Below are 22,581 nucleotides of genomic sequence, written 5' to 3' on the forward strand. Positions count from 1 at the left end.
CCTGGTTCAGTCCGTCAGCATCGTGTCGGCCGAGACGGCGCTCAATCCCTGAGCGTCGGCGACGGGCGCGCAGGTGATCTTGCCGTCACAGACATTCAATCCCGCCCGGAGATGCGGATCGGCCCGCAGCGCGGCCTTCCAGCCCTTGTCGGCCAACGCCAAGGTGAACGGCAGGGTGACGTTTCCGAGCGCGAAGGTCGATGTACGAGCGACCGCGCCGGGCATGTTGGCGACGCAATAATGGACGACGCCGTCGACCACATAGGTGGGGTCCGAGTGAGTGGTGGCACGCGAGGTCTCAACGCAGCCGCCCTGGTCGATCGCCACATCGACGATCACCGATCCGCGCTTCATCGTCTTGACCATATCGGCCGTCACCAGCTTCGGCGCGGCCGCCCCGGGAACCAAGACCGTCCCGATCAGCAAGTCGGCCCGTTTGACGAGATCGGCGATGGCGGCGCGTGTCGAGAAGACGGTGGTGACCGATGCACCGAACTGCGCCGACAGCCGCTTGAGCGTATCGGCCGAGCGATCGACCACGGTGACATGCGCCCCCATGCCGATCGCGATGGTCGCGGCATGGCTGCCCGACACGCCGCCGCCCAGGATCACGACATCGGCGGCCGGAACGCCGGGAACGCCGCCAAGCAGAATGCCGCGTCCGCCTTGCGCTCGCTCAAGCGCATGGGCGCCGACCTGCGGCGCCAGCCGTCCCGCCACCTCCGACATGGGCGTCAGCAGCGGCAGGCTGCCATTGGCGGCCGTCACGGTTTCGTAGGCGATGCAGATTGCGCCAGAGGCGATCAGATCGCGCGTCTGCGCCGCATCGGGCGCGAGATGCAGATAGGTGAAAAGGATTTGGCCGGGCCGGAGCATTTGACGTTCGGCCGATAGCGGCTCCTTGACCTTCACGATCATGTCGGCGGCGGCGAAAATCGCTGGGGCGCTCTCTTCGATCGCGGCTCCGGCTTCCGCGTAGTCGGCATCGGTCAGGCCCGCTCCGACCCCGGCGCCCGCCTGCACGGTGACGTGATGGCCGTGATGCACCAGTTCGGCAACCGCCGACGGGATCATCCCGACGCGAGCCTCGTTGTCCTTGATCTCCTTCGGCACGCCGATGTGCATGGCAATCTCCCAGGCGAGCGCTTGCTGGCTCGCCAAATGAGATTAGGGCCGCGCTAAAGCAGATATCCGTCATTTGTGGTAGTCTTACGCCCAAACGACGCCGCATTATGCCGCCTTTCGGCTGAAACACGACAGATCCTGCGAAAGCCAAACCCGATGTCGCTCGATGACCGAGACAAAGCCATTCTCCGGCTGTTGCAGGCGGATGGTCGGCTGACCAACGCCGAGCTGGCGGAGAGGGTCGCTCTTTCGGCCTCTGCCTGTCTTCGCCGCGTGCGCGCGCTCGAGCAGGAGGGCTATATCGCACGGTATGCGGCGGTGCTGGACGACACGGCTATGGGTTTGCCGGGAGTCGCGTTCGTGATGGTGACGCTGGATCAACAAGGACGAACGGCCCTCGACCGGTTTGAAGCGGCGGTGCGGCTGCATCATGAAATCCTCGAATGTTATCTCTTGGCGGGCGCGGCGGATTATTTGATCCGCATCGCTTATGCCGATCCTGCCGATTTCGAGCGCATCCACACCGCTATCCTGACCCAATTGCCCGGTGTGTCGCGCCTGCAATCGACGCTGTCGCTTCGCAAGGTCAAGCAGACGATGGCGTTGCCGGTGTGAGCAAAGCCCCGCGCTTGCTCTCCATCTGCGGCATGCGGCGTGCTACATCGTTGCCATGATGCCTCGAACCGGAGCTGTTCCGATGACTGAGACGCCTGCTTACGTGCCGCCCAAAGTCTGGTCTCCCAACAAGGAGAGCGGGGGCCGGTTCGCCAACATCAACCGCCCGGTCGCCGGGCCGACGCACGACAAGGACCTGCCTGTCGGCAAACATCCGCTCCAGCTCTACTCGCTGGCGACACCGAACGGCGTCAAAGTCACGATCATGCTGGAAGAACTGCTCGCCCTCGGCCACCAAGGGGCGGAATACGACGCCTGGCTGATCAAGATCGGCGATGGCGATCAGTTCGGGAGCGGCTTCGTCGCCGTCAATCCGAATTCCAAGATTCCCGCGCTCATGGATCGGAGCGGCCCGACGCCGGTCCGCGTCTTCGAATCTGGGGCGATCCTTCTGTACCTGGCGGAAAAGTTTGGCGTCTTCCTGCCGACCGATGGGGCGGCGCATGCGGAATGCCTGTCCTGGCTGTTCTGGCAAATGGGCAGCGCGCCTTATCTCGGCGGCGGGTTCGGCCATTTTTACGCCTATGCGCCGACCAAGATCGAATATGCGATCGACCGGTTCTCGATGGAAGCCAAGCGCCAGCTCGACGTTCTCGATCGCCGCCTCGCCGAAAGCCCCTATCTCGGTGGAGACGACTATACGATCGCGGATATTGCAGTCTTCCCCTGGTATGGCGGCCTTGCGAAAGGATGGCTTTACGACGCGGCGGAATTTTTGGATGTCGCCAGCTATCGCCATTTGCAGCGTTGGGCCGAGACGATCGCGGCGCGCCCCGCGGTGCAACGCGGCCGCATGGTCAATCGCGTATTTGGCGAGCCGTCGAGCCAGTTGCACGAGCGGCATGACGCGGCTGATTTCGACACCAACACGCAGGACAAATTGGCTTCGATGACCTGATCGGGCTCAATCGTCGACGAGCGCGAAGGCTCGCACCGGCGAGCCTGATCCACCCTTGAACTTGAGCGGCACGCCGAAGAACTGGACCTCGCGCTTACCCAGTAAGGCGTCGAGGTTCACCAGCCATTCCCAATGGCTGATGCCGAGTTCGCGGCACAGGCGATGTTGGGCGAAACGATCGTCGGTCGGCTTGTCGGTCGACGGGCCTTCCACGCCGTGCATCATCGACCCGCGCTCGTAAAGCCAGCGCGTCGCCTCGACGGTCAGCAAGGGATTTTTCCAGACCGCGTCGAGCGAGGGATAATGACGGGCGTGAAAGCCCGTGCAGAGCAACACGATGTGCCGATCGACCGTGACGCCGCTCTTGGCTTCGGCGGCTTCCATGTCGGCCACCGTGATGTCGCCGAGATCGGGAATGTGACGAAGGTCGAAGCAGATCGCCTTGCCGAAAAACATATCGAGCGGCATCTCGTCGACAGATGCACCGCTTGGACTGACATGCCGAAAGGCATCGACGTGGGTGCCGACATGATCGAGCATCGCGATGAAATTGGTCTGGAACGTCATCGGGTCGCCCTCGATCCCGAGGCCGAGCGCCTTGGAGCTCTCATGGCTTAAATGCGTGGTCAGAACCGGCCGCTGGAACAGCTTATGGGCCGGCATATTGTCTTCGATCGTCACGCTGAGGTCGATTGTCCGGGTCGTCATGGTTTGTCGCTTTCCTGCTTGTGGTCCTGCGCTTAGACGGCGACCAGATAGGGCGGGAGGTCGTGGGGCCGTTCGATGATGGCGACGATCTTCAACTGAGCGACGCTGCGCCGACAGGCGGCTTTCAGGTGGTCGCGCCAGAGCTCTGCGGCGGCGCCAATCGAGCCGTTCAGGATCAGGTCGATCGTGACGCGGAGCTCGTTGATGGCGGCATTGTCTTGTGGCAATCCAAGGCGGGCGAGCGAGCGGCTTGCGGCGTCGAGAACGCTCATGTTCTGGCGTACCATGCTGGCCAGCGGTCCGTTTGGTGTCGTCAGCAGGCAAAGCCCGATGAAGCGCGCAAATAGCACAGCCGCATCCGGAACATGCTCGCCCTCATGGCTCGTCGTGTCATTCCGCAGCGCCGCAAGTCGCTCGCGGTCGATGGCCGGAGCGGCCGCCATCAGGGCCGCGGGTTCGAGAATGCCGCGCAGGTCGTAGCAATCCTTGAGCGCATGGGCCGTCAACGGCCCGGCAAGCCAGCGCGAGGTCTGCGTCTTGCGAAGCAGGCCGCGTTCCTGCAACCGCCCGAGTACATCGCGGATCACGGTTCGGCTCACATGGAAATGGGCCGCGACTTCGGCCTCGATCATTCGGAATTCGCCGAAGACGAGGCACGACGACACGGCCTGTTCGAGATCGTCCAGGATCCATTCGCCGGACCCCCGCGTCTGCAGGGCCTCGTCCATCTCGCCGGACATCACCAGTCCGAGTTCGCGGAGGTCGATCCGGATTGGCTGGCCGGGGACGTCGAGACGGCCGACCAGGAAACCTCGGCCTTCAAACCGGTGCACGAGACCGTCCCGCTCGAGATCCTGCAGGGCGCGTTGAACCGGCGCTCGGCTGGTTTGTAGCAGTTCGGCGAGCGGCGCTTCGAGCAGCACCAGTCCTTCGGGAAAGTGTCCCCGCAGGATATTGGCGCGCAAAACACGATACACCAACTCATGGCGACGCTCGAAGCGCTGGCTCACCATTGTTCTCTCTGATGAGCCGACCGTCTCTGTCGTGACCATCACCTTGCCGTTCGTTTAATGTGGATTGTGTACGTTACACATATGAAGCGCGGGTCAGAAACTCTAAAATTTGTGCGTTGCTGATTAAAAAACAGCACAATCATACTCCTTCACTCCAAAAAACACGCTTACAAAGTGAGCTTGCGTACAAAAGACGTTTATCTTAGTCTTGCGATCAAGACGAAGCGGCCGAGACCGTTTGTTGTGCGGGGAGATCCATTTGCCCTTGGCGGTTCAACCATCAGTTCCTGACTCCATGCGCGGTCCCGCGGTGTTGCGCCTCGACGGCGTCACCAAGGCGTATGGGGCGACGATGGCCCTGAACGACATCACGCTCAGCATCCCCGACAATGCCTATGTGGCCCTGCTCGGGTCCAGCGGTTCCGGCAAGACGGTTCTGCTCCGCACGATCGCGGGATTCGAGACCGTCGATCGAGGCGAGATTTTTCTCAACGGTGCGCCCCTCCACGGGGTACCGGCCCATCGCCGAAACATCGGCGTCGTGTTTCAGAATTTTGCTCTGTTCCCGCATCTGAACGTCTTCGACAACGTCGCGTTTGGGCTCCGACATGGTGCCGGTCGCCAGATTGAACCGAAGGCGATCGAGGCGAACGTCCGCGCCATGATCGACCTCGTTGGTCTCGGCGGTTTGGAGCGCCGCTCCGTGACGCAGATTTCCGGCGGCCAACGTCAGCGCGTCGCTCTCGCTCGGACGCTGGTGACGGAGCCGCAGCTGGTTTTGCTCGACGAACCGCTTGGCGCGCTCGATGCCAATTTGCGAACGCGTATGTGCGGTGAGTTGCGTCGCATCCGGGAACGGCTTGGCGTGACCTTCCTGCACGTCACCGGAAGCGAGAACGAAGCCCTCGCCATGGGCGATCAGGTCATCGTGCTCGATGAAGGCCATATCGCCCAGGTCGGTTTGCCGGATCGGGTTTATACCCGGCCCCGCGACGCCCGCGTGGCCCGCTTTCTCAATTGCTACAATCTGATCGAGGGGAGGGTCGCGGCCGCCGGCTTCGAAGCGGAGGGGTGTCTATTCCCCTGTGCCTCGGCCGCGCCGAACGATGCCCCGATCTACGCGATCCGCCAGGACCTCATCTCGGTCCAGGCGATCGGCGAGGCCGCTCCCGGTGATCCACTGTTGCGTGCGATTTTTGTGGCAAGCGAATATTCCGGGCCGGCCGTGACCTCGTTCTTCAAGCTTCCGAGCGGCGCGGTCGTCACGGTCGAGGATCACCTCAGCCACCGCGACCCGCAGACCTTCGAGCCGGGGCGGTCTTACGGTCTGACCTGGAAGGTCGACGACGCGCTTCTTTTATCCCGCCGTGCCGGAGCCTCGTCATGACGGCTATCGAAGCCACGACACCACAGGTGTCCAGTCCCGCGACTCCGATGAAGCCGCTGCGGACGCCGTACTGGCTCATCGCCCCCGGCGTGATCTGGATGGTGCTGTTCCTCGTGCTGCCCATTCTGATGATGGTCTATGTGTCGTTCTGGACGCAGACCACGTTCAAGATCGAGCCGATCCTGACCACCAAGAGCTGGCAGACCTTCTTCACCAGCGAGACCTATCTCGGCGCGCTCTGGACCACGATCCGCATCTGGCTGATCGTCTTGGCCACCACCTTTCTGGTCGGCTATCCGACGGCGCTTTTCGTCGGGCTTTTCGTCCGCAACAAGACGGTCGCAACGGCGCTCCTCGTGCTGTGCGTCATTCCGTTCTGGACCTCGTTCCTGATCCGCGTGCTCGCCTGGCGGCCGATGCTGGGCAAGGAAGGCGCCATCAACATCATCCTACAGGCCCTGCACATCACCTCGCAGCCGATTGACGCCTTGTTGTTCACCGAGTTATCCGTGGTCATCGGCATGACGCAGATCTACTGCGTCTTCATGGTCGGCCCGATCGCCTTCATGCTCGGCCGTATCGACCCGAACATCATCGAAGCGGCGCAAGACCTTGGCGCGAGTTTCACGCGCATCTTTCGCACCATCATCTTCCCGCTCAGCCTGCCGGGCGTCGTGGTCGGCTCCATCTTTGTTTCGGTCATGGTGCTGGGCGAATTCGCGACCGCCGCGGCGCTATCGGGCCGCAAGGTCAATTTGCTCGGCAACATCATCGTGACGCAAGTCGGGTCGCTCAAATGGGCCTTCGCGGCCGTGGCCGGCGTCGTGTTGACGATCATCATGGGGATCGTGGTGGCGGCGCTGCTTCGTCTCGTCGATCTGAAGCGGGAGCTCTGAGATGCGCGCGCCCGTGCTGAAACCCATCCTCGCGGTCTATTGCGGCCTGTTCCTGCTGTTTCTCTACGGGCCGTTGCTGGTGCTGGGTATCCTGTCGTTCCAGTCCGGTCCCGAAGGTGGCCCGCAATTTCCCATCATCGAATGGTCGACCTATTGGTATCGCGACCTGTTCGGCATGAACCCGCCATCGCGCATCGCGCCACTGCCGATCGAGGACGGCCTGATCCGCTCACTCGTCCTGTCGTTCATGACCACCGTCGTCTCGACCGTTCTCGGCGTCATGTCGGCGCAAGCCTTCCGGCAGAAGTTCAAGGGATCGAGCGCCGTCTTCTACCTCATCGTGCTGGGCATGATGGTGCCCGGCGTCTTGGTCGGCCTCGGCACAGCGTTGCTCGCCAACACGCTCGGCATCGACCGGCACTGGTGGAGCACGGCTTTCGTGCTGCACGTCGTCTACACATTTCCCTTCGCGTTCCTGGTCATGCTGGCGATCTTCAATCGCTTCGATCCGACCGTGGAGGAAGCCGCGTGGTCGCTCGGCGTCACGCCGGCCCGCACGTTTCGCAAAGTCACCTTCCCGCTGATCTTTCCGGGCGTTCTGTCGGCGATGCTGTTCTGCTTCACGCTCTCCTACGACGAATTCTCGCGGACGCTGTTCGCCTCGGGTCGTGACCTCACGCTGCCGCTGGCGATCTACGGCACGTTCTCGGTCGAAATCCATCCCAACATCTTCGCGTTCGGCGTGTTGACGACGCTCTTCTCGCTGGCGCTGCTCGCCGTCTATGCGGTGCTGATGGGAATGTCGATCCGCCGCGCCCAGCGGGTGCTGGTGCAGGAGGAGGCATGATGGGAGCGGAGCTTAAAGGCGTCGCGATCGTGACCGGCGCGGGATCGGGGATCGGCCTTGCGGTCGCGCAACGCCTGGCACGAGATGGGTTCACGGTTGTGGTCAACGACCTCGAAGCCGAGCGGGCGGAGGAGGCCGCCGTGTCGATTCGGGCCGCCGGCGGACAAGCCGAGGCCGTGGCCGGTGACGTGTCCCGCGAGGCCGATGTCGCCGCGATCGCGGCCCTGGCCGACGGGCTCGGTCCCTGCACCGTGCTGGTCAACAACGCGGGCTATGTGCATCAGGCTCGCTTCGTCGACCTCACTGCTCACGATTTCGACCGCATGGTCGCGGTCCATGTCCGCGGCACGTTCCTCTGCACCAAGGCCGTGCTGCCCGGCATGTTGGCGCGTGGCGCGGGGTCGATCATCAACATGGCGTCGCAACTTGGCCAGATCGGCGGCATCGAGCTCGTTCACTACAGTGCCGCGAAAGCCGCCATCATCGGCCTGACGAAGGCGCTGGCCCGGGAAGTTAGCGCCAACGGCGTGCGGGTCAATGCCGTCGCGCCCGGCCCGATCAACACGCCATTGGTGCAGGCATTGTCGGAGGATTGGCGGCGCGCCAAGGCGGCGGAGTTGCCGCTCGGGCACTTCGGTGAACCCGAGGACGTCGCCGGCACCGTGTCGTTTTTGGCCTCGGATGACGCGAAAATCTATGTCGGCCAGACGCTCGGCCCCAATTCAGGAGATGTGATGCTGTGAGCAGGTCCGCGCCCAACGTCCTCATCACCGGAGGCGGGATCGGCATCGGCCGCGCCACCGCCGAAACGTTCGCACAGGCCGGCTATCGTGTGATCGTCACCGATATTCTGGATGCCGGCCAGACCGTCGCGGACGCGATCGTGGCGGCCGGCGGACAAGCCGAATTCCACCCCCTCGACGTTCGCTCGACCGCCGACGCGGATCGGATCGTCGCCGATGTCGAGAGCCGCTTCGGCGCGCTCGATTGCATCGTCGCCAATGCGGGGATCGCCCATCGCGTCCCGATGGCCGAGATGACGGACCAGACATGGGATCACACGCTCGATATCGATCTCAAGGGCATGCTGCGCGTGATCCGGCCGGCGCTTGCCGGCATGAAGGCCGCCAAGACCGGATCGATCATCTGCCTCTCGTCCATCATGGGTGTCGCCTATGGGTGGGACGAGCACGTGCATTATTCGACCGCGAAGGCGGGTGTGGTGGGTCTCGTGCGCGGCCTCGCGGTCGAGCTCGCGCGCGCCGGCATCCGGGTCAACGGCATCGCGCCCGGCTATATCCGCACCGCGCAACTCCTGTCCGAGGAACATTCGCTTGGGCCGGCCGGCGCCGAGAAAGCCGGCGACTTCATTCCCATGGGCCGGATCGGCGAACCCGGGGAGATCGCCGACGTGGCGCTTTTCCTCGCCTCGCAAGCGGCTCGCTACATCACGGGGCAGGTGATCGTCGTCGACGGCGGATTGCTCGTGGGCCGGTATTGAACCGGCGATTGACTTACTCTGCATCGGGAGACGCGCTTATGGTCGATAAATTGGATTTGGATCGCCGGACCCTGCTTAAGGGAACGGCCGGCGCCATGGCGCTCGCGCTCGGGGGCGGCACGCCGTTCCTGGGGTCGGGCCGGGCCTATGCGGCCGCGAGTGGGCTGGCGAGCGAGCAGCTTCGCACGATCGGTCTCAGCGTGACCGTGCAGGATCGCATCCTCGCCGATTTCAAGAAAGAGTCGGGCACCGGCACGACGCAGGGGACGGCCGCGACCTTCCCGGACGCCCAGACCAAGATTTTGTCCGGCTCGAAGGACTATGATTGCTGGGAGATCATCGCGGAGCGTCTGCCGGCTGTCGTGCAGACCAATAACGTGGAACCGGTCCCCGTCGCCGACGTGAAGAACTGGTCGAACATCCGCGACACCTTCACCAAGCCCAATCCCAAATGGGCCCCCAAGGCTCAGATCACCGGCCAGATCTGGGTCGACGACGCGCATTCCAAGCTTTGGATGGTGCCGGCGGTCTATAATTACGACTCAATCGGCTACAACCCCGATGCACTGAGCGCCGAGGAAGCCAATACATGGACCGCCATCTTCGATAAGAAGTATAAAGGCAAGTCCGGTCTCAATACCGACCCTCTGATCGCCTTCGGCCAGGCCATCATGGCGATGAATACTTTGGGCCTGCTCGAATCCAAGAACCCAGGCAACCCGACCAAGCAAGAAATCGAAGAGGGCGCCAAGTTCCTGATTTCGAAGAAGAAGGATGGCCAGTTCCGCGCCCTTTGGGGTGACTTCGGCGAACTCGTGAACCTCATGGCCTCGGGCGAAATGGTGGTGTGCGATGCGTGGCAGCCGGCCGTGATGGCCGTGAAGGCACAGGGCAAGCCTTGCAAATATGCGGTGCCGAAGGAAGGCTACCGCGCCTGGGCGATCGGCCCGACCATGATCGCCGGAACGGCCAACAAGGATGCCGTCGTCGCCTATGCGGATTTCTGGTTGTCGGGGGAGCCGGGCATCACCGTGTCGGAGCAGGGCTATTACTCGCCTTCGACCAACATCCAGAAGGTGATGTCGCCGGACAAATATGCCTTCTGGTACGAGGGCAAGCCGTGGAAGGGCGCGCCCGAGCGCGGCATCAAGGAAGGCGACTTGCGCGACGGTGGATCGCTCGCGACACGCGCCCAGAATGTCGCCTACTGGCACCAATGGCCGGACGAATACGACCTCGTCGTTTCGAAGTGGGACGAGTTTTTGAGCGCTTAGACCGACAACAGGGTGCCTTCTCCCGCAAGCGGGGGAAGGCCGGAGCGGAAAGGGACAGCGGCCGTGACCTATGACGTGGAATTGATCGGAGTCGGGAAGACCTACGATAACGGGTCGCCGGCTGTGATCGACTTCGACCTTAATGTCCAGAAGGGCGAGTTCATCGCCTTTCTGGGCCCGTCCGGCTGCGGCAAGACCACGACCTTGCGGATGATCGCGGGTTTCGAAACGATCACCTCGGGCGACATTTTCATCAAGGGCAAACGGATCAACGATCTGCCGCCGGAACGCCGGCCGACCTCGATGATCTTCCAGAATTATGCGCTGTTCCCGCATATGACCGTGCGCCGCAACGTCGGCTATGGGCTCGACGTCAAGGGCATGCCCCGCATCGAACGCGACGCCAAGGTCGAGCGCATCCTTGCGACCCTTGGCCTGACCGACATCGCGGATCAGAAACCCGATCGTCTCTCCGGCGGCCAGCGCCAGCGCATCGCGCTCGCGCGCGGTCTCGTGGTCGAGCCCGACATTCTGCTGCTCGACGAGCCGCTCGGCGCGCTCGACGCCAATCTTCGCAAAGCGATCCAGGCGGAACTCAAACTGCTGCAGGTGAACCTCGGCATCACCTTTATTTTCGTGACGCATGCCCAGTCCGAGGCGCTCACCATGTCGGATCGGATCGTGGTGATGAACAATGGGCGCATCGAACAGATCTCGAGCCCGCGCGACCTCTACACCCGGCCGGGCAGCCGCTTCGTGGCTCAGTTCATCGGTCGCAACACGATTCTGTCCGGGTCACTACAGGGCGTCGAGAACGGTCGCGGCCAGGTGCAGACGACATTCGGTCGTTTTTCAGGCGTGATGAACAAGCCAGTGGTGCCTGGCGCTCAGGCGTCCCTCGTGGTGCCGGCGGAGGCGTTCACCATGAACGCCGTCAGCGCGGGTCTTGCGGTCTCAAAGAGCGAACGGGGCAATGTGCTGCAGGCGACGATCGAAAGTCGTGACATGGTCGGTCCGATCGTCCGCTTCCTGCTCGCGATCGAAGGCGGCCAATCCGTCGCGCTGGAAGGCCATGTCGAGCGGTATGGCCAGGGATTTCCGACCGGCTCATCCGTGCATGTGTCGTGGGATGCAGCCAAGGCGACGATCATCCCGGCCGCCGCATGACGAAGGAGAGCGCAGACATGGAGGCGTTTCGCGGACGATCCATCCTCCAATTCGCGGCGGCCTTTGCCGGCGGTGGACCCGATCCGGTCGAAGCGGCCGAGCAGGCGCTGCAAGCGATCGACGGCTGCACGGATCGATCTGTCTTCACGGTGACGACGCCCCTCAGGGCCAATGAGGAAGCCGCGGCTTCGGCAGCGCGCCATCGTGACGGACGTCCGCTCAGCCTGCTCGACGGCGTGCCGGTCGCTTGGAAGGACCTGTTCGATCTGAAAGGCGAGGTGACGCGGGCCGGTTCGGTCGTGCTCGACGAGGGTCCCGCAGCACAGGATGCGGCCCTCGTCACGCGGCTTGCCGAAGCAGGAGCCGTCACGATCGGTAAGGTCAATATGACCGAATTTGCCTATTCGGGGCTCGGCCTCAATCCGCATTATGGCACGCCGATCAATCCATGGAGCCGGGACGAGCCGCGCGTCCCGGGTGGCTCGTCATCCGGCTCGGGTGTCGCCGTCGCGCTGGGCCTCGTGCCGATCGCGATCGGGAGCGATACGGGCGGCTCGGTCCGCATTCCGGCCGCCTATAACGGCGTGATCGGGTTCAAACCCTCGAGCGGTCGCTGGCCCATGGCGGGCGGCTTTCCCCTGTCTCTCACTCTGGATACGGCTGGCGTGCTCTGCCGCACGGTCGTCGACGCGGTCATCGTCGATGCGGCGGCGCGGGGCTTGGTGGTGCCCGATCTTCGTCGCGGCCGCATCGCGGGTCTGAGGCTCGTGGTGCCGACCAACGTCGTGTGGAACGGGATGGAGCCGGACGTCGCGCAGAATTTCGAGGCGGCTCTCGAGCGTCTGGCGGCTGCTGGTGCGACGATCGTGCGGCGTCCGCTGCCGGTGCTGGACGCGATCGTGGCGTTGAACGCGAGCCATGGCCCGCTGGCGGCCGTCGATGCCTATCGGCTTCACAAGGACCGGCTGGCGAGCGATGCTGCGAACCGCATGGATCGCCGGGTCGTCAAGCGCCTCTTGAGCGGCCGGGCGATCGGGCCCGCTGCCGAGCAGGAGATCCGGGCAACCCGCACGCGGCTGATTGACGAAACCTTGAGCCTGTTCGATGGCCAAACGCTCGTGGCATTTCCGACGATCCCCCATGTGGCGCCTCCCATCGCGGAGCTTGAGGCGGATGACGATCTCTTCGTCGCGACCAACACCAAGACGCTTCGCAACACCTTGCTGGGCAATTTCCTGGATTGGTGCGGTCTGTCGATCCCGTCGGGATTTGATCACCAGGGCTTGCCGACCGCCTGTCTGCTGTCGGGCGGGCCGGGATTCGACGACGATCTGCTGGCGACCGGGCTTGCGGCGGAGGCCCTGATCCGCGGCCCCGTCGCGAGCCCGCTCTGAGGCCTCCCGGCACGGGCGGTCCACGATAAACCTGAGGAAGGAAACCCTATGGCAAAAGAAATTCTCTGCGGCTTCGGCATCGACGTGGATGCGGTCGCGGGCTGGCTCGGCTCCTATGGCGGCGAAGATTCGCCGGACGATATTTCGCGCGGCCTGTTCGCCGGCGAGGTCGGGAGCCCGCGTCTGCTCAAGATGTTCAACCGGCTCGGCATCAAGACGACCTGGTTCATCCCCGGCCATTCGATCGAGACCTTCCCCAAGGAGATGCAGGCCGTCGCGGATTCGGGTCACGAGATCGGCATCCACGGCTACAGCCATGAGAATCCGATCGCGATGACGCGCGAGCAGGAAACCGAAATTCTCGACAAATGTATCGAGCTCGTCACCAAGCTGTCGGGCAAGCGCCCGACCGGCTATGTGGCCCCTTGGTGGGAATTCTCGACCGTCACCAACGAGTTGCTGCTCGAACGCGGCATCAAATACGATCACTCCTTGATGCACCACGATCACCAACCCTACCGGGTGCGGGTTGGCGATAGCTGGACCAAGATCGATTATTCCAAGAAGCCGTCCGACTGGATGGTGCCGTTGAAGCGCGGCGAGGAAACCGACCTGATCGAGATCCCGGCGAGCTGGTATCTCGATGATCTGCCGCCCATGATGTTCATCAAAAAGGCACCGAACAGCCATGGCTTCGTCAACCCGCGTGACATCGAGCAGATGTGGCGCGATCAGTTCGATTGGGTGTATCGGGAATATGATTATGCGGTCTTTCCGATCACGATCCATCCGGATGTGTCGGGCCGGCCGCATGTGCTCATGATGCTGGAGCGTCTCTATCAGCATATGATCTCGCATCCGGGCGTGAAATTCGTGACCATGGACGAGATGGCGGACGACTATGCCAAGCGCGTCCCGCGCGGAAAGTAAGCCCTCATGTGCGCGCTCTGCGGTGTTCTCGGCGGTTCGGAGCATTGGGCCGATGCCTATGCGAGGCCCGGCGCTTTCACCCGCAATACGGGGCCGCTTGAGCGGCGTCGTGAGCGCGCTCGCCGCGTCAGCCATGCCAATCGCATCCTCGGCCATTTCGGCTTGAGCCTGTCGGACTGGCAGGGCAGCGCTTTTCTGCTGTCGACCCGCACCGGCAAGACCGAGATCGTCGACAACCTGAGCCATCTTTGGGTGGCGGCCGAGCATCTTCTCGGCCGTCCGGTCGATCCGCTGGACGCGGGGCTGCTGGACCGGATGGAGCGGCAGGCGTGAGCCAGATCCCCGATTTCACGCCCGTGATCCTGCTGACGGGCTTTCTCGGTTCCGGCAAGACAACCCTGCTGGCGCGTCTGTTGCAGGATCCCGCCTTGGCCGACACGGCCGTGCTGATCAACGAATTTGGTGAGGTCGGCCTCGACCACCACCTTCTCGATCGCATCGACGACACGATGGTGATGCTGTCGTCCGGCTGCCTCTGCTGCACGATCCGGGGGGAACTCGCCGATGCGATCAAGTCGTTGCATTCGCGCCGTGCGCGCGGCGAAGTGCCGCCGTTCAGGCGTATCGTGATCGAGTCGACCGGCCTGGCCGACCCGCTTCCGGTCATCGCCACCATCACGGCCGACCCGGTGCTGAAGCACCATTTCCGCATGGGAGCCGTCGTCACCACGGTCGATGCCGTCAACGGCCGCGATCAACTGGCGCATCAGCCCGAGAGCGTGTCGCAGGCCGCCGTGGCCGATCGCCTGGTGCTGACCAAGACCGATCTTTGCGACCCCGAAGGGATCGAGGCCGTCGTCGCTGCGCTTCGGGTCATCAATCCGGATGCGCCGTTGATGATGGCACGCACCGACGCGCTGGATGCCGAAGCCATCCTGAGCGAGCGGCCCGCGCTTACGGCGGCGATCGACGGCTTTCGCTGTGTCGCCGCACCGAGCCGCGCGGGCGTCGGATCGGCTCACGGAGAGGCCGTCTCGTCCGTTTCGCTGGTGGTGGACGGCCCGCTCGATTGGACGCTGTTCGGTCTGTGGCTGACCATGCTGCTCAACCGGCACGGTCGCCGCATTCTGCGGGTCAAGGGCTTGCTCAACGTCGAGGGGGCCGATACGCCGGTCGCGATCCATGGCGTGCAGCAACTCGTCCATGTCCCAACGCATCTCTCGGCATGGCCCGACGCGGATCGTCGCTCGCGGCTGGTGTTCATCACGCGGGGGCTCGATCCTGGCCTGATCGAGCGGTCGCTCGCTGCCTTCGGGCTCCTGCGCGACCCGCTCGCTCTCTCGTCGGCCGGCTGATCGTATGCCGCTTCGCGATCGGTCGCGTCCCCGTCTTGCCGCGCCGCGATCGTCTGGAAAGGCCGCGCGGCCGCATCTTCGTGTGCTCGGGACAGAGATCACCCTGATCGAGCCGCTGCGCCGGATGGCCGAAGACGAACTCGGCATCTCGCTCTCCTTCGAAAGCCTTGATTTTCTCTCGGCGCAGCGGAAGGCGGCGCTCGAGCCTGACAGCTATGACATCTACGATCAGTGTTTCCACAATCTCGATATCGTCTGGTTTTGGCGCGCGATCCAGCCGATCGACCTCGGTCGCATCGAGCGGTGGAGCGAGGTCAGCGATCTGACGAAACGCGGCAGGATCAGCCCGCTCGCCTCGCTCGGTCGTGGGGAGAACCCCAATAAGGTTCTCTATGTCCAACCCGATCTGTCGCTCGGCGAACGGCCATCCTCGCGCATCTCCATGCTGCCGACCGTCCATAATCTCGATGCCTTTGCCTACCTGCCGCATCTGTTTCCCGACCGACGGGCCGATGAGGCAAGCTGGGGCTGGTTGTTTGATCCGGAGATCCGGGGCCGTCTCGCTCTGGTGGACGAGCCGGGGATCGGCGTCTTCGATGCCGCGATGGCGTTCGAGTCGCGCGGCGACATCCGCTTTGGCGATATGGGCAATATGACGATCGACGAGATCGACGGGCTTATGGGCCTGCTCTGGGCGCGCAAGAAGGAGGGCTTTTTTGCGGGCCTCTGGCGGACCGCGGCCCAGTCCGCGAGCGATATGATGTCCGGACAGGCCGGGATCGGCAGTATGTGGTCGCCCGGCATCGCCGCCGTGCAGCAGGCCGGCCGCACCCTGGCCGAAGCCGTACCGCGCGAGGGATATCGCGCGTGGCACGCCGGCCTTTGCCTGTCGTCACGCCTCGATGGCGATCTTCTCGACAGCGCCTATGCCTATCTGAACTGGTGGCTCGATGGAAAGCCGGGCGCTCTTCTGGCGCGGCAGGGCTTCTACATGTCGGTTCCGGGCCGCGTCCGCGCCGCGATGCCGGCGGCCGAATGGGCCTATTGGTACGCGGGCCAGCCGGCGCCCGCCTCGCTCCCGGACGTCGAGGGACGCCCGATGATCCCAAAAGGCGCGGTGCGCCCTGGCGGTCCCTATTGGCAACGGGCCGAGCATATCGCCGTGTGGAACACGACGATGGACGAATATAATTACCTGGCGCGGCGCTGGTCGAATTTTGCCGATGGGTTCACATAAGGGATCGCCTGCGGCCGGGACCGCTCCGGCATCGTCAGGCGAGCCAGGGTTGCAGCGCCTCGCGGACCGCCTTGGCGAGCGGAACGGCCGTCGGCGTGTCGGAGTGGATGCAGAAACACTCCGCCGTCATGGGCAGACTGCGCCCGTTGATCGAGGTCGCGAGTCCATCCTGTGCGACACGGACGGCGCGGCGTGCCGCTTCCGTCGGGTCCTTGGCCTCATGCTCCCGCGTGATGATGAGCGTGCCCTCGTCGGTATAGTCGAGGTCGGTGTAATATTCGGGAACGAAGGTCAAGCCCTTGGCCAGATAGGCGGGTTCATGCGCCGTGCCCGCCATGCCGAAGATCGGCACCCCAAATAACGCGACGGCTTCGGCGATGGCATCGGCGACCGCCGCCTCGCGGCTGGCCATTCCATAAAGCGCGCCGTGCGGCTTCACATGGTTCAGTGGCATGCCCTCGAGGTCCAGGAAGGTTTTCAAGGCGCCGATCTGATAGATGAGGCACGCCACCAGTTCGTCGTGACCCATCTTCATTTCGCGACGCCCGAAGCCCTGAAGATCGGGGAACGAGGGATGCGCCCCGACTTTGACGCCGTGCTGTTTGGCGAGGCGGACGGTGCGGCGCATCACGCTCGGGTCAGACGCGTGGAAGCCGCAGGCGACGTTGGCGACATGGATCAGGGGCATGATGCCCTCGTCGTCGCCGCACCGAAACAGTCCGTAGGCCTCGCCCATATCGCAGTTGAGAATAATGGCCATCTGCGGTCCTTCCAAACGCCTCGTTGCGAGGCTCAACGATGCCGTGTCCAACGCGGAGGTCAAATCGGATTGTCAACCCTTGTCCATCGGACCAATCGATATCGTCAGGGCGAGCCAACCGTCTCCCCGCTCGATTGAAAGGCGCCTTGCATAAAATCGACGAAGGCGCGAGCCGCCTGTGTCACCGCCGTATCTTTCCGCCAGACAACACCCACATCCATCGTGGGCACAGCGTCCGCGATGTCGCGGGTCTCGATCCGCTGTGCCTCGATCGACCAGGGGCGATAGACCATGTCGGACAGGATCGTCACGCCAAGGCCGGCCGCCACCATCGATCGCACGGCTTCGACCGATGCCGTCCTGAACATGATATTCGGACGGTGCGGCGTCTGTTCCCAATAGCGCGAGGCGGTGTCCAGCGCTTCGTCGACCGTCAGGGCCACATAGGGGTAGGCGGCAATCTCGGCGAGGCCGATCCGTTCGCATTTGAGCAAGGGATGATCGGCCGGCGCCCACAAGCTGCGGTTGGATCGAAACAGCGTCTTGAAGGCGAGGCGCGGATCGGGCGTGATGTTGGAGGTCAGCAGGATGGCGATCTCGCCGCTTCCGCCCATCACGTCTGCCTCGATGACGGCGCGGGAGGCTTCCCGGATCGTGAACTCCACATGCGGGAAGATGCGGCGAAAGCGGATCAGCAGCGGCGTGAGGAAATAGCCCGCGACCGTATAGGTGACGGCGATGTCGAGCCGGCCCTGAACCTTACGGGGAATATCGCCCGACACCGCGAGCGCCTCGCTGCAGGACGCTATGACCTTACGGGCCAGTGGCAAAAACAGCGATCCCGCATGGGTCAGGGTCACGCCGCTCGATCGCCGTTCGAACAGAGGACCTCCCAAAATCGCTTCGAGTTGCTGGATCGATGCCGTCAGTGCCGATTGCGAGATATTATGCTCAACGGCGGCTCGGCTGATCTGCCGCGCCTCGGCGACCGCGAGAAAGTGGCGGATCTGTTTGAGTGAGAAACTCATCGGCGTCGAGGGCTCCAGGTCCTATATCGATCAGGTCGATGCCTTGTCGCAAGTTTTTCAATTTTACACGGCTGATCAGCGTGGCAAGTTCGGTGCCGTTCCATCGTCTCGGGGGGAAGCCACGCATGTCGTCGTCGTCTCAGATCCGTGTCGCGGTCGCACGGCCCACTTCCATCGGAGCGCTCCGCGCGCTCGCTTCCATCGCGATCGGCTCGGCGCTTCTGGCCCTTGCGGCGCATGTCGCCGTTCCGTTCTGGCCGGTGCCGATCACGTTGCAGACCTTGGTGGTTCTCGGCCTCGGCATGGTGCTTGGCCCAATCCTCGGGGTCGCGACCGTTCTGGCCTATCTGCTCGAAGGCTTGGCCGGGCTGCCGGTGTTCGCACATGGTGCCGGGCTCGCGACCTTGCTCGGCCCGACAGGCGGCTATCTCATCGGTTATGTCGCGGCCGCCGGGGTCGCTGGCCTTGCGGCGCGGCGCGGCTGGCTGACGACGCCGGTTTCCACGCTGGCGGCCCTTGCGGCCGCCGACGCCATCGTCTTCGCGATCGGCGTTGCTTGGCTCGCGGTCCTGATCGGGTGGGACCGGGCTATCGCGGTCGGTCTGGTCCCGTTCTTGCTCGGTGAGGCACTGAAGCTCGCTCTGCTGACGGCGGCCGCACAACTCTGGTTCGGCGCCCGCCGCGCTTGAGCCGCCCCTCCATCGAAGGACTTCCATGGCCATCACCACCGTTCCGTGCCCGCTTCCGGGAACCTTCTATCGTCGCCCTTCGCCGGACCAACCGCCTTTCAAGACCGAGGGCGACACCGTGGCGGTCGGCGACACGATCGGCCTCGTCGAGGTCATGAAATCCTTCACGACCATCACGGCCGAGATTGCCGGGGTCGTGGCCAAGTTCCATGTCGACGACGAAGATCCCGTCATGGCGGGCGAACCGCTCTTCGATATCGAGGCCTGAGCGGCATGGCGCTCAAGAAGATCTTGGTGGCCAACCGGGGCGAGATCGCGGTCCGCATCATCAGGGCCGCGAAGGATCTCGGCATCGCGACCGTGCAGGTCTACAGCAAGGCCGACGCGCAGATGCTCGCGGTGCGGCTTGCCGACGAAGCGGTCGAGATCGGGCCGGCGCATCCGGCAAAGTCCTACCTGAAGATCGACGCAATTCTGCAGGCCGCCCTTGCGACAGGCGCCGATGCCGTGCATCCCGGCTATGGGTTCCTGGCCGAAAATGCCGCTTTCGCCGAGGCTGTGGAAGCCGCCGGGCTCGTTTTCATCGGGCCGACGGCGGAGACGATCCGGACCATGGGCGACAAGGCTGCGGCGCGCGCGAGCGCAAAGGCTGCGGGTGTGCCGGTCGTGCCCGGCAGCGATGGTGTTCTCGACGATCTCGCGAGCGCGCCGGCGCTGGCCGAGGCGATCGGCTATCCGGTGATGATCAAGGCAGCGGCCGGCGGCGGTGGACGCGGGATCCGCGTCGCGCAGAACCAGGACGAGCTCGAAGCCCTGCTGCCGCAGGCCAGCCAGGAGGCCCGCGCCGCCTTCGGCGACGGCTCCCTGTATCTCGAGCGTTTCGTGGCCCGCGCCCGTCACGTCGAGGTGCAGATCCTCGGCGATGGTCGCTCGGCCATCCACCTGCACGAGCGCGAATGTTCCCTGCAGCGCCGTCGTCAGAAGGTGTGGGAGGAGGCGCCCGCCGCCGCCCTGCCGCCAGACATCCGGGCAAAGCTCTGCGCCTCGGCGGTCAGGCTGGCGGAAGCCTGCCAGTATCGGGGCGCCGGTACGCTCGAATATCTCTACGACGACGCCAGCCGCGAGTTCTTCTTCATCGAGATGAACACCCGCATTCAAGTCGAACATCCGGTAACCGAGATGGTGACTGGCATCGATCTTCTTAAAGCCATGATCCGTATCGCGGGCGGAGAACCGCTTGGCCTCACGCAAGCCGATGTCGCGCTTCGTGGTCATGCGATCGAGGTGCGGATCAACGCCGAGGATGCCGCCAAGAATTTCCAACCCGATCCCGGCACCGTGACGGCCTTGACGGTGCCGGGTGGCTTCGGCGTCCGCTTCGATACGATGCTCTACGCAGGCTATACGGTTCCGCCGTTCTACGACTCGCTGCTGGGCAAGCTGGTGGTGTGGGACGACACCCGCGACGGCGCGATCCTGCGTCTTCGCCGTGCCCTCGGCGAACTCAGGGTCGAGGGCATCACCACGACGGCGCCGCTGCATGACGCGCTGGCGCGCGACCCCGATGTCCTGGCCGGCCGCGTCCATACGGGCTGGCTCGAAGGCTGGCTCACGACCGCGTCGATCGACAGCCCATCAACCGCAGGAGGTGTCACGTCATGACCCCACGCTACTCATTCGGCGGCGACGAGCATATTTTCGTCGAGGTCGATCAAGACATGTCGCTCGACGCCTTCTTCAAGAGCTTGTTCCTCTGCAACGCCATCCGCGAAGCGCGTATCGCCGGGGTGACAGAAATCTGCCCGGCAAACGCCTCGTTTCAGGTCAAATTCAACCCCGACGTCATCGCGCCCGACGACCTTATGCGCGAGATCAAGGCTCTTGAGGCTGCAAGCGGGCAAGCCGAGCCGGTGCTGGCCACCCGCATCGTCGAAATACCGGTCTTCTACAACGACCCCTGGACCCACGAGACCCTGATGCGGTTTCGCGAGCGGCATCAGGAACCGGGCGGCGATGATCTCGACTATGCCGCGAAGCTGAACGGCTATGCCAGCGTGCCCGACTTCATCGCGGCCCATGCGGGATCGCCCTGGTTCGTCTCGATGGTCGGGTTCGTGGCGGGGCTCCCGTTCATGTATCAGATGGTGGAACGCCAGCGGCAGATCGAAGTGCCGAAATACCTGCGTCCACGCACCGACACTCCGAAATTGACGGTCGGCCATGGCGGCTGCTTCGGCTGCATCTATTCGGTTCGTGGCGCCGGCGGATACCAGATGTTCGGCATCACGCCGATGCCGATCTACGATCCGAAGCAGGAGATCGGCTACCTTCGCGAGACCATGACGTTCTTTAAACCCGGCGACATCGTTCGGTTCAAACCGGTCGATCGCGAGGGCTATGATCAAGCCGTGCGGGAGGTCGACGCCGGCCGCTTCGATCCGCTGATCCGTCCCGTGACCTTCGACCTGCGGGAGTTCAGCACGAATCCGACGGCCTATAACCAGACCCTCGATGGAGCGCTCCATGGCCATTAAGGTTCAAAAACCCGGCCTTGCGACATCCGTCCAGGATCTTGGCCGACCCGGCTATTACGACGTCGGCATCCCACTCTCGGGTGCTTTGGACCGCTTCGCCTTGCGTTGTGCCAACATGTTGGTCGGCAATGAGGAGGGGGCGGCCGCGCTCGAATGCACGTTCCTAGGGCCAGAACTTCTGTTCACGACGCCTGCGGTCCTGGCCGTGACCGGCGCCGAACTACCGCCCAAGGTCGACGGGGTCGCGCAACCGACCTGGACGAGCTTCGCGATCGAGGCCGGGCAGGTCCTGTCGTTCGATTTTCTGAAGCGCGGCGCGCGCGCTTATCTGGCGGTGTCGGGCGGTATCGATGTCCCGGTGGTGCTCGGGAGCCGCTCGACCTATGCGCTTGGCGGCTTGGGCGGCTACGAGGGGCGTCCGTTGAAGGCGGGCGATGACGTGGCCGTGGGGGAAGCGGCAGGCAATCCTTCACCGGGAGCATCGATTCCCGAGCATCTGCGGCGTGGGGCCGTGCCCAGCCCCACCCTGCGGATGCTTCCTGGCCTCTATGAGCATCGCGTCACGCCGGAGGCGTCCAAGCGCTTCTTCGCCGACACATGGAAGGTCGCGCCGGAAGCCGATCGCATCGGCTACCGCTTTCGCGGTGGCGCGCCGTTGAGCTTCGTTGAGCGAACGCCACCCTTCGGCGCCGGCTCCGATCCAAGCAACATCGTCGACAGTTGCTATCCCTATGGCTCGATCCAGGTGCCGGGCGGGACCGAACCGATCGTGCTGCATCGCGATGCAGTTTCGGGTGGCGGCTATTTTATGCTCGGGACTGTGATCTCAGCCGATATGGATTTCATCGGGCAGTTACAGCCGCATTCCAAAATACAATTTGTGCCGGTCGACATGGCTGCGGCTCTCGCGGCGCGGCGTGAGCGAGGGGGCGTGTTGGAGGCGGTGCGGCACCATCTCGGTCTTGTATAGTCGTCGCCTTTTGGCTCTCCCGAAGCGTCGCTCAAGTCTTGACCGAGCGGCAACGAGGTTTGGGCTAATGTTGTCGTGGACGACATCGTCGCGCTTGGGCGGCGGTGTGTCGGCTGAACCACGCGCGGCAGAGCCATGACTGATCCGCTCGTCAAGCGGTTATAGACTTGCAACGTTCGTAGTGTTTTTCTTT

At 63.8% G+C, this 22,581-nt stretch carries 24 protein-coding genes; 19 read left to right on the forward strand and 5 right to left on the reverse strand.

Annotation, left to right across the window (positions count from 1 at the left end; translation table 11 throughout):
* Positions 1-6 precede the first annotated feature (6 nt).
* The gene (ald, locus tag LGH83_RS15235; protein WP_227399390.1) at positions 7-1,125 is read right to left on the reverse strand and encodes an alanine dehydrogenase; all 1,119 of its coding nucleotides are present in this window, start codon (positions 1,123-1,125) and stop codon (positions 7-9) included.
* Between the two features lie 156 nt (positions 1,126-1,281).
* Here ald and LGH83_RS15240 point away from each other — a divergent pair, with 156 nt between their 5' ends.
* Both LGH83_RS15240 and yghU read left to right on the forward strand, forming a co-directional pair.
* Positions 1,282-1,740: an Lrp/AsnC family transcriptional regulator gene (locus tag LGH83_RS15240; protein ID WP_131113519.1), complete on the forward strand. Its 459-nt coding sequence runs from the start codon at positions 1,282-1,284 to the stop codon at positions 1,738-1,740.
* Positions 1,741-1,822: 82 nt separating this feature from the next.
* The gene (gene yghU, locus LGH83_RS15245; protein WP_227399391.1) at positions 1,823-2,698 is read left to right on the forward strand and encodes a glutathione-dependent disulfide-bond oxidoreductase; all 876 of its coding nucleotides are present in this window, start codon (positions 1,823-1,825) and stop codon (positions 2,696-2,698) included.
* Between the two features lie 6 nt (positions 2,699-2,704).
* Here the strand turns inward: yghU and LGH83_RS15250 are convergent, their stop codons facing one another.
* Complete coding sequence (locus tag LGH83_RS15250) at positions 2,705-3,406, reverse strand: cyclase family protein (RefSeq protein ID WP_227399392.1); 702 nt, start codon at positions 3,404-3,406, stop codon at positions 2,705-2,707.
* 32 nt (positions 3,407-3,438) lie between these two features.
* Positions 3,439-4,458: a GntR family transcriptional regulator gene (locus LGH83_RS15255; protein ID WP_227401869.1), complete on the reverse strand. Its 1,020-nt coding sequence runs from the start codon at positions 4,456-4,458 to the stop codon at positions 3,439-3,441.
* 256 nt (positions 4,459-4,714) lie between these two features.
* Here LGH83_RS15255 and LGH83_RS15260 point away from each other — a divergent pair, with 256 nt between their 5' ends.
* The 12 genes from LGH83_RS15260 to LGH83_RS15315 all read left to right on the forward strand — a co-directional run bounded on the left by LGH83_RS15260 (position 4,715) and on the right by LGH83_RS15315 (position 16,407).
* Positions 4,715-5,806, forward strand: a complete 1,092-nt coding sequence (locus tag LGH83_RS15260) for an ABC transporter ATP-binding protein (RefSeq protein ID WP_227399393.1) — start codon at positions 4,715-4,717, stop codon at positions 5,804-5,806.
* 47 nt (positions 5,807-5,853) lie between these two features.
* Positions 5,854-6,702: an ABC transporter permease gene (locus LGH83_RS15265; RefSeq protein WP_227401870.1), complete on the forward strand. Its 849-nt coding sequence runs from the start codon at positions 5,854-5,856 to the stop codon at positions 6,700-6,702.
* 1 nt (position 6,703) lies between these two features.
* Complete coding sequence (locus tag LGH83_RS15270; RefSeq protein ID WP_131113514.1) at positions 6,704-7,549, forward strand: ABC transporter permease; 846 nt, start codon at positions 6,704-6,706, stop codon at positions 7,547-7,549.
* A complete protein-coding gene (locus LGH83_RS15275) occupies positions 7,549-8,292 on the forward strand; it encodes an SDR family NAD(P)-dependent oxidoreductase (RefSeq protein WP_227401871.1) in 744 nt (247 codons plus the stop codon). Before LGH83_RS15270 ends, LGH83_RS15275 begins: the two co-directional genes overlap by 1 nt.
* Positions 8,289-9,050 carry an SDR family NAD(P)-dependent oxidoreductase gene (locus LGH83_RS15280; protein ID WP_227399394.1) on the forward strand — a complete coding sequence of 254 codons (762 nt, stop codon included), beginning with the start codon at positions 8,289-8,291 and terminating at the stop codon, positions 9,048-9,050. The genes LGH83_RS15275 and LGH83_RS15280 overlap by 4 nt, the downstream gene beginning before the upstream one ends.
* Before the next feature lie 38 nt (positions 9,051-9,088).
* Positions 9,089-10,324: an ABC transporter substrate-binding protein gene (locus tag LGH83_RS15285; RefSeq protein ID WP_227399395.1), complete on the forward strand. Its 1,236-nt coding sequence runs from the start codon at positions 9,089-9,091 to the stop codon at positions 10,322-10,324.
* 63 nt (positions 10,325-10,387) lie between these two features.
* Positions 10,388-11,491 (forward strand): ABC transporter ATP-binding protein, encoded by a 1,104-nt coding sequence (locus LGH83_RS15290; protein WP_227399396.1) that lies wholly within the window; start codon positions 10,388-10,390, stop codon positions 11,489-11,491.
* A 17-nt stretch (positions 11,492-11,508) separates the two neighbouring features.
* Positions 11,509-12,885, forward strand: coding sequence for an amidase (locus LGH83_RS15295; RefSeq protein ID WP_227399397.1), 1,377 nt, complete (start codon positions 11,509-11,511; stop codon positions 12,883-12,885).
* Between the two features lie 48 nt (positions 12,886-12,933).
* Complete coding sequence (locus tag LGH83_RS15300; RefSeq protein WP_131113509.1) at positions 12,934-13,815, forward strand: polysaccharide deacetylase family protein; 882 nt, start codon at positions 12,934-12,936, stop codon at positions 13,813-13,815.
* A gap of 6 nt (positions 13,816-13,821) precedes the next feature.
* Entirely contained in the window at positions 13,822-14,148 is a 327-nt protein-coding gene (locus LGH83_RS15305) for a hypothetical protein (protein WP_131113508.1), read from the forward strand.
* The gene (locus LGH83_RS15310; RefSeq protein ID WP_227399398.1) at positions 14,145-15,170 is read left to right on the forward strand and encodes a CobW family GTP-binding protein; all 1,026 of its coding nucleotides are present in this window, start codon (positions 14,145-14,147) and stop codon (positions 15,168-15,170) included. Before LGH83_RS15305 ends, LGH83_RS15310 begins: the two co-directional genes overlap by 4 nt.
* Positions 15,171-15,174: 4 nt before the next feature.
* The gene (locus LGH83_RS15315) at positions 15,175-16,407 is read left to right on the forward strand and encodes an ABC transporter substrate-binding protein (RefSeq protein ID WP_227399399.1); all 1,233 of its coding nucleotides are present in this window, start codon (positions 15,175-15,177) and stop codon (positions 16,405-16,407) included.
* 34 nt (positions 16,408-16,441) lie between these two features.
* Here the strand turns inward: LGH83_RS15315 and pxpA are convergent, their stop codons facing one another.
* Complete coding sequence (gene pxpA / locus LGH83_RS15320; RefSeq protein ID WP_131113505.1) at positions 16,442-17,167, reverse strand: 5-oxoprolinase subunit PxpA; 726 nt, start codon at positions 17,165-17,167, stop codon at positions 16,442-16,444.
* Between the two features lie 104 nt (positions 17,168-17,271).
* Positions 17,272-18,195: a LysR family transcriptional regulator gene (locus LGH83_RS15325; protein ID WP_227399400.1), complete on the reverse strand. Its 924-nt coding sequence runs from the start codon at positions 18,193-18,195 to the stop codon at positions 17,272-17,274.
* Between the two features lie 125 nt (positions 18,196-18,320).
* Between LGH83_RS15325 and LGH83_RS15330 the strand changes: the two genes are divergently transcribed.
* From LGH83_RS15330 to LGH83_RS15350, 5 genes are read left to right on the forward strand one after another with little or no spacing between them, the layout of a single operon-like run.
* Complete coding sequence (locus LGH83_RS15330; RefSeq protein ID WP_227399401.1) at positions 18,321-18,884, forward strand: biotin transporter BioY; 564 nt, start codon at positions 18,321-18,323, stop codon at positions 18,882-18,884.
* 25 nt (positions 18,885-18,909) lie between these two features.
* Positions 18,910-19,152 carry an acetyl-CoA carboxylase gene (locus LGH83_RS15335; protein ID WP_227399402.1) on the forward strand — a complete coding sequence of 81 codons (243 nt, stop codon included), beginning with the start codon at positions 18,910-18,912 and terminating at the stop codon, positions 19,150-19,152.
* A 5-nt stretch (positions 19,153-19,157) separates the two neighbouring features.
* A complete protein-coding gene (locus LGH83_RS15340; protein WP_227399403.1) occupies positions 19,158-20,546 on the forward strand; it encodes an acetyl-CoA carboxylase biotin carboxylase subunit in 1,389 nt (462 codons plus the stop codon).
* Entirely contained in the window at positions 20,543-21,418 is an 876-nt protein-coding gene (locus tag LGH83_RS15345; protein WP_227399404.1) for a 5-oxoprolinase subunit B family protein, read from the forward strand. The genes LGH83_RS15340 and LGH83_RS15345 overlap by 4 nt, the downstream gene beginning before the upstream one ends.
* Positions 21,408-22,388: a biotin-dependent carboxyltransferase family protein gene (locus LGH83_RS15350; protein WP_227399405.1), complete on the forward strand. Its 981-nt coding sequence runs from the start codon at positions 21,408-21,410 to the stop codon at positions 22,386-22,388. The genes LGH83_RS15345 and LGH83_RS15350 overlap by 11 nt, the downstream gene beginning before the upstream one ends.
* The last annotated feature ends 193 nt before the right edge of the window (positions 22,389-22,581 follow it).

This window comes from Lichenihabitans sp. PAMC28606 (assembly GCF_020616535.1).
Lineage (GTDB): Bacteria > Pseudomonadota > Alphaproteobacteria > Rhizobiales > Beijerinckiaceae > Lichenihabitans > Lichenihabitans psoromatis.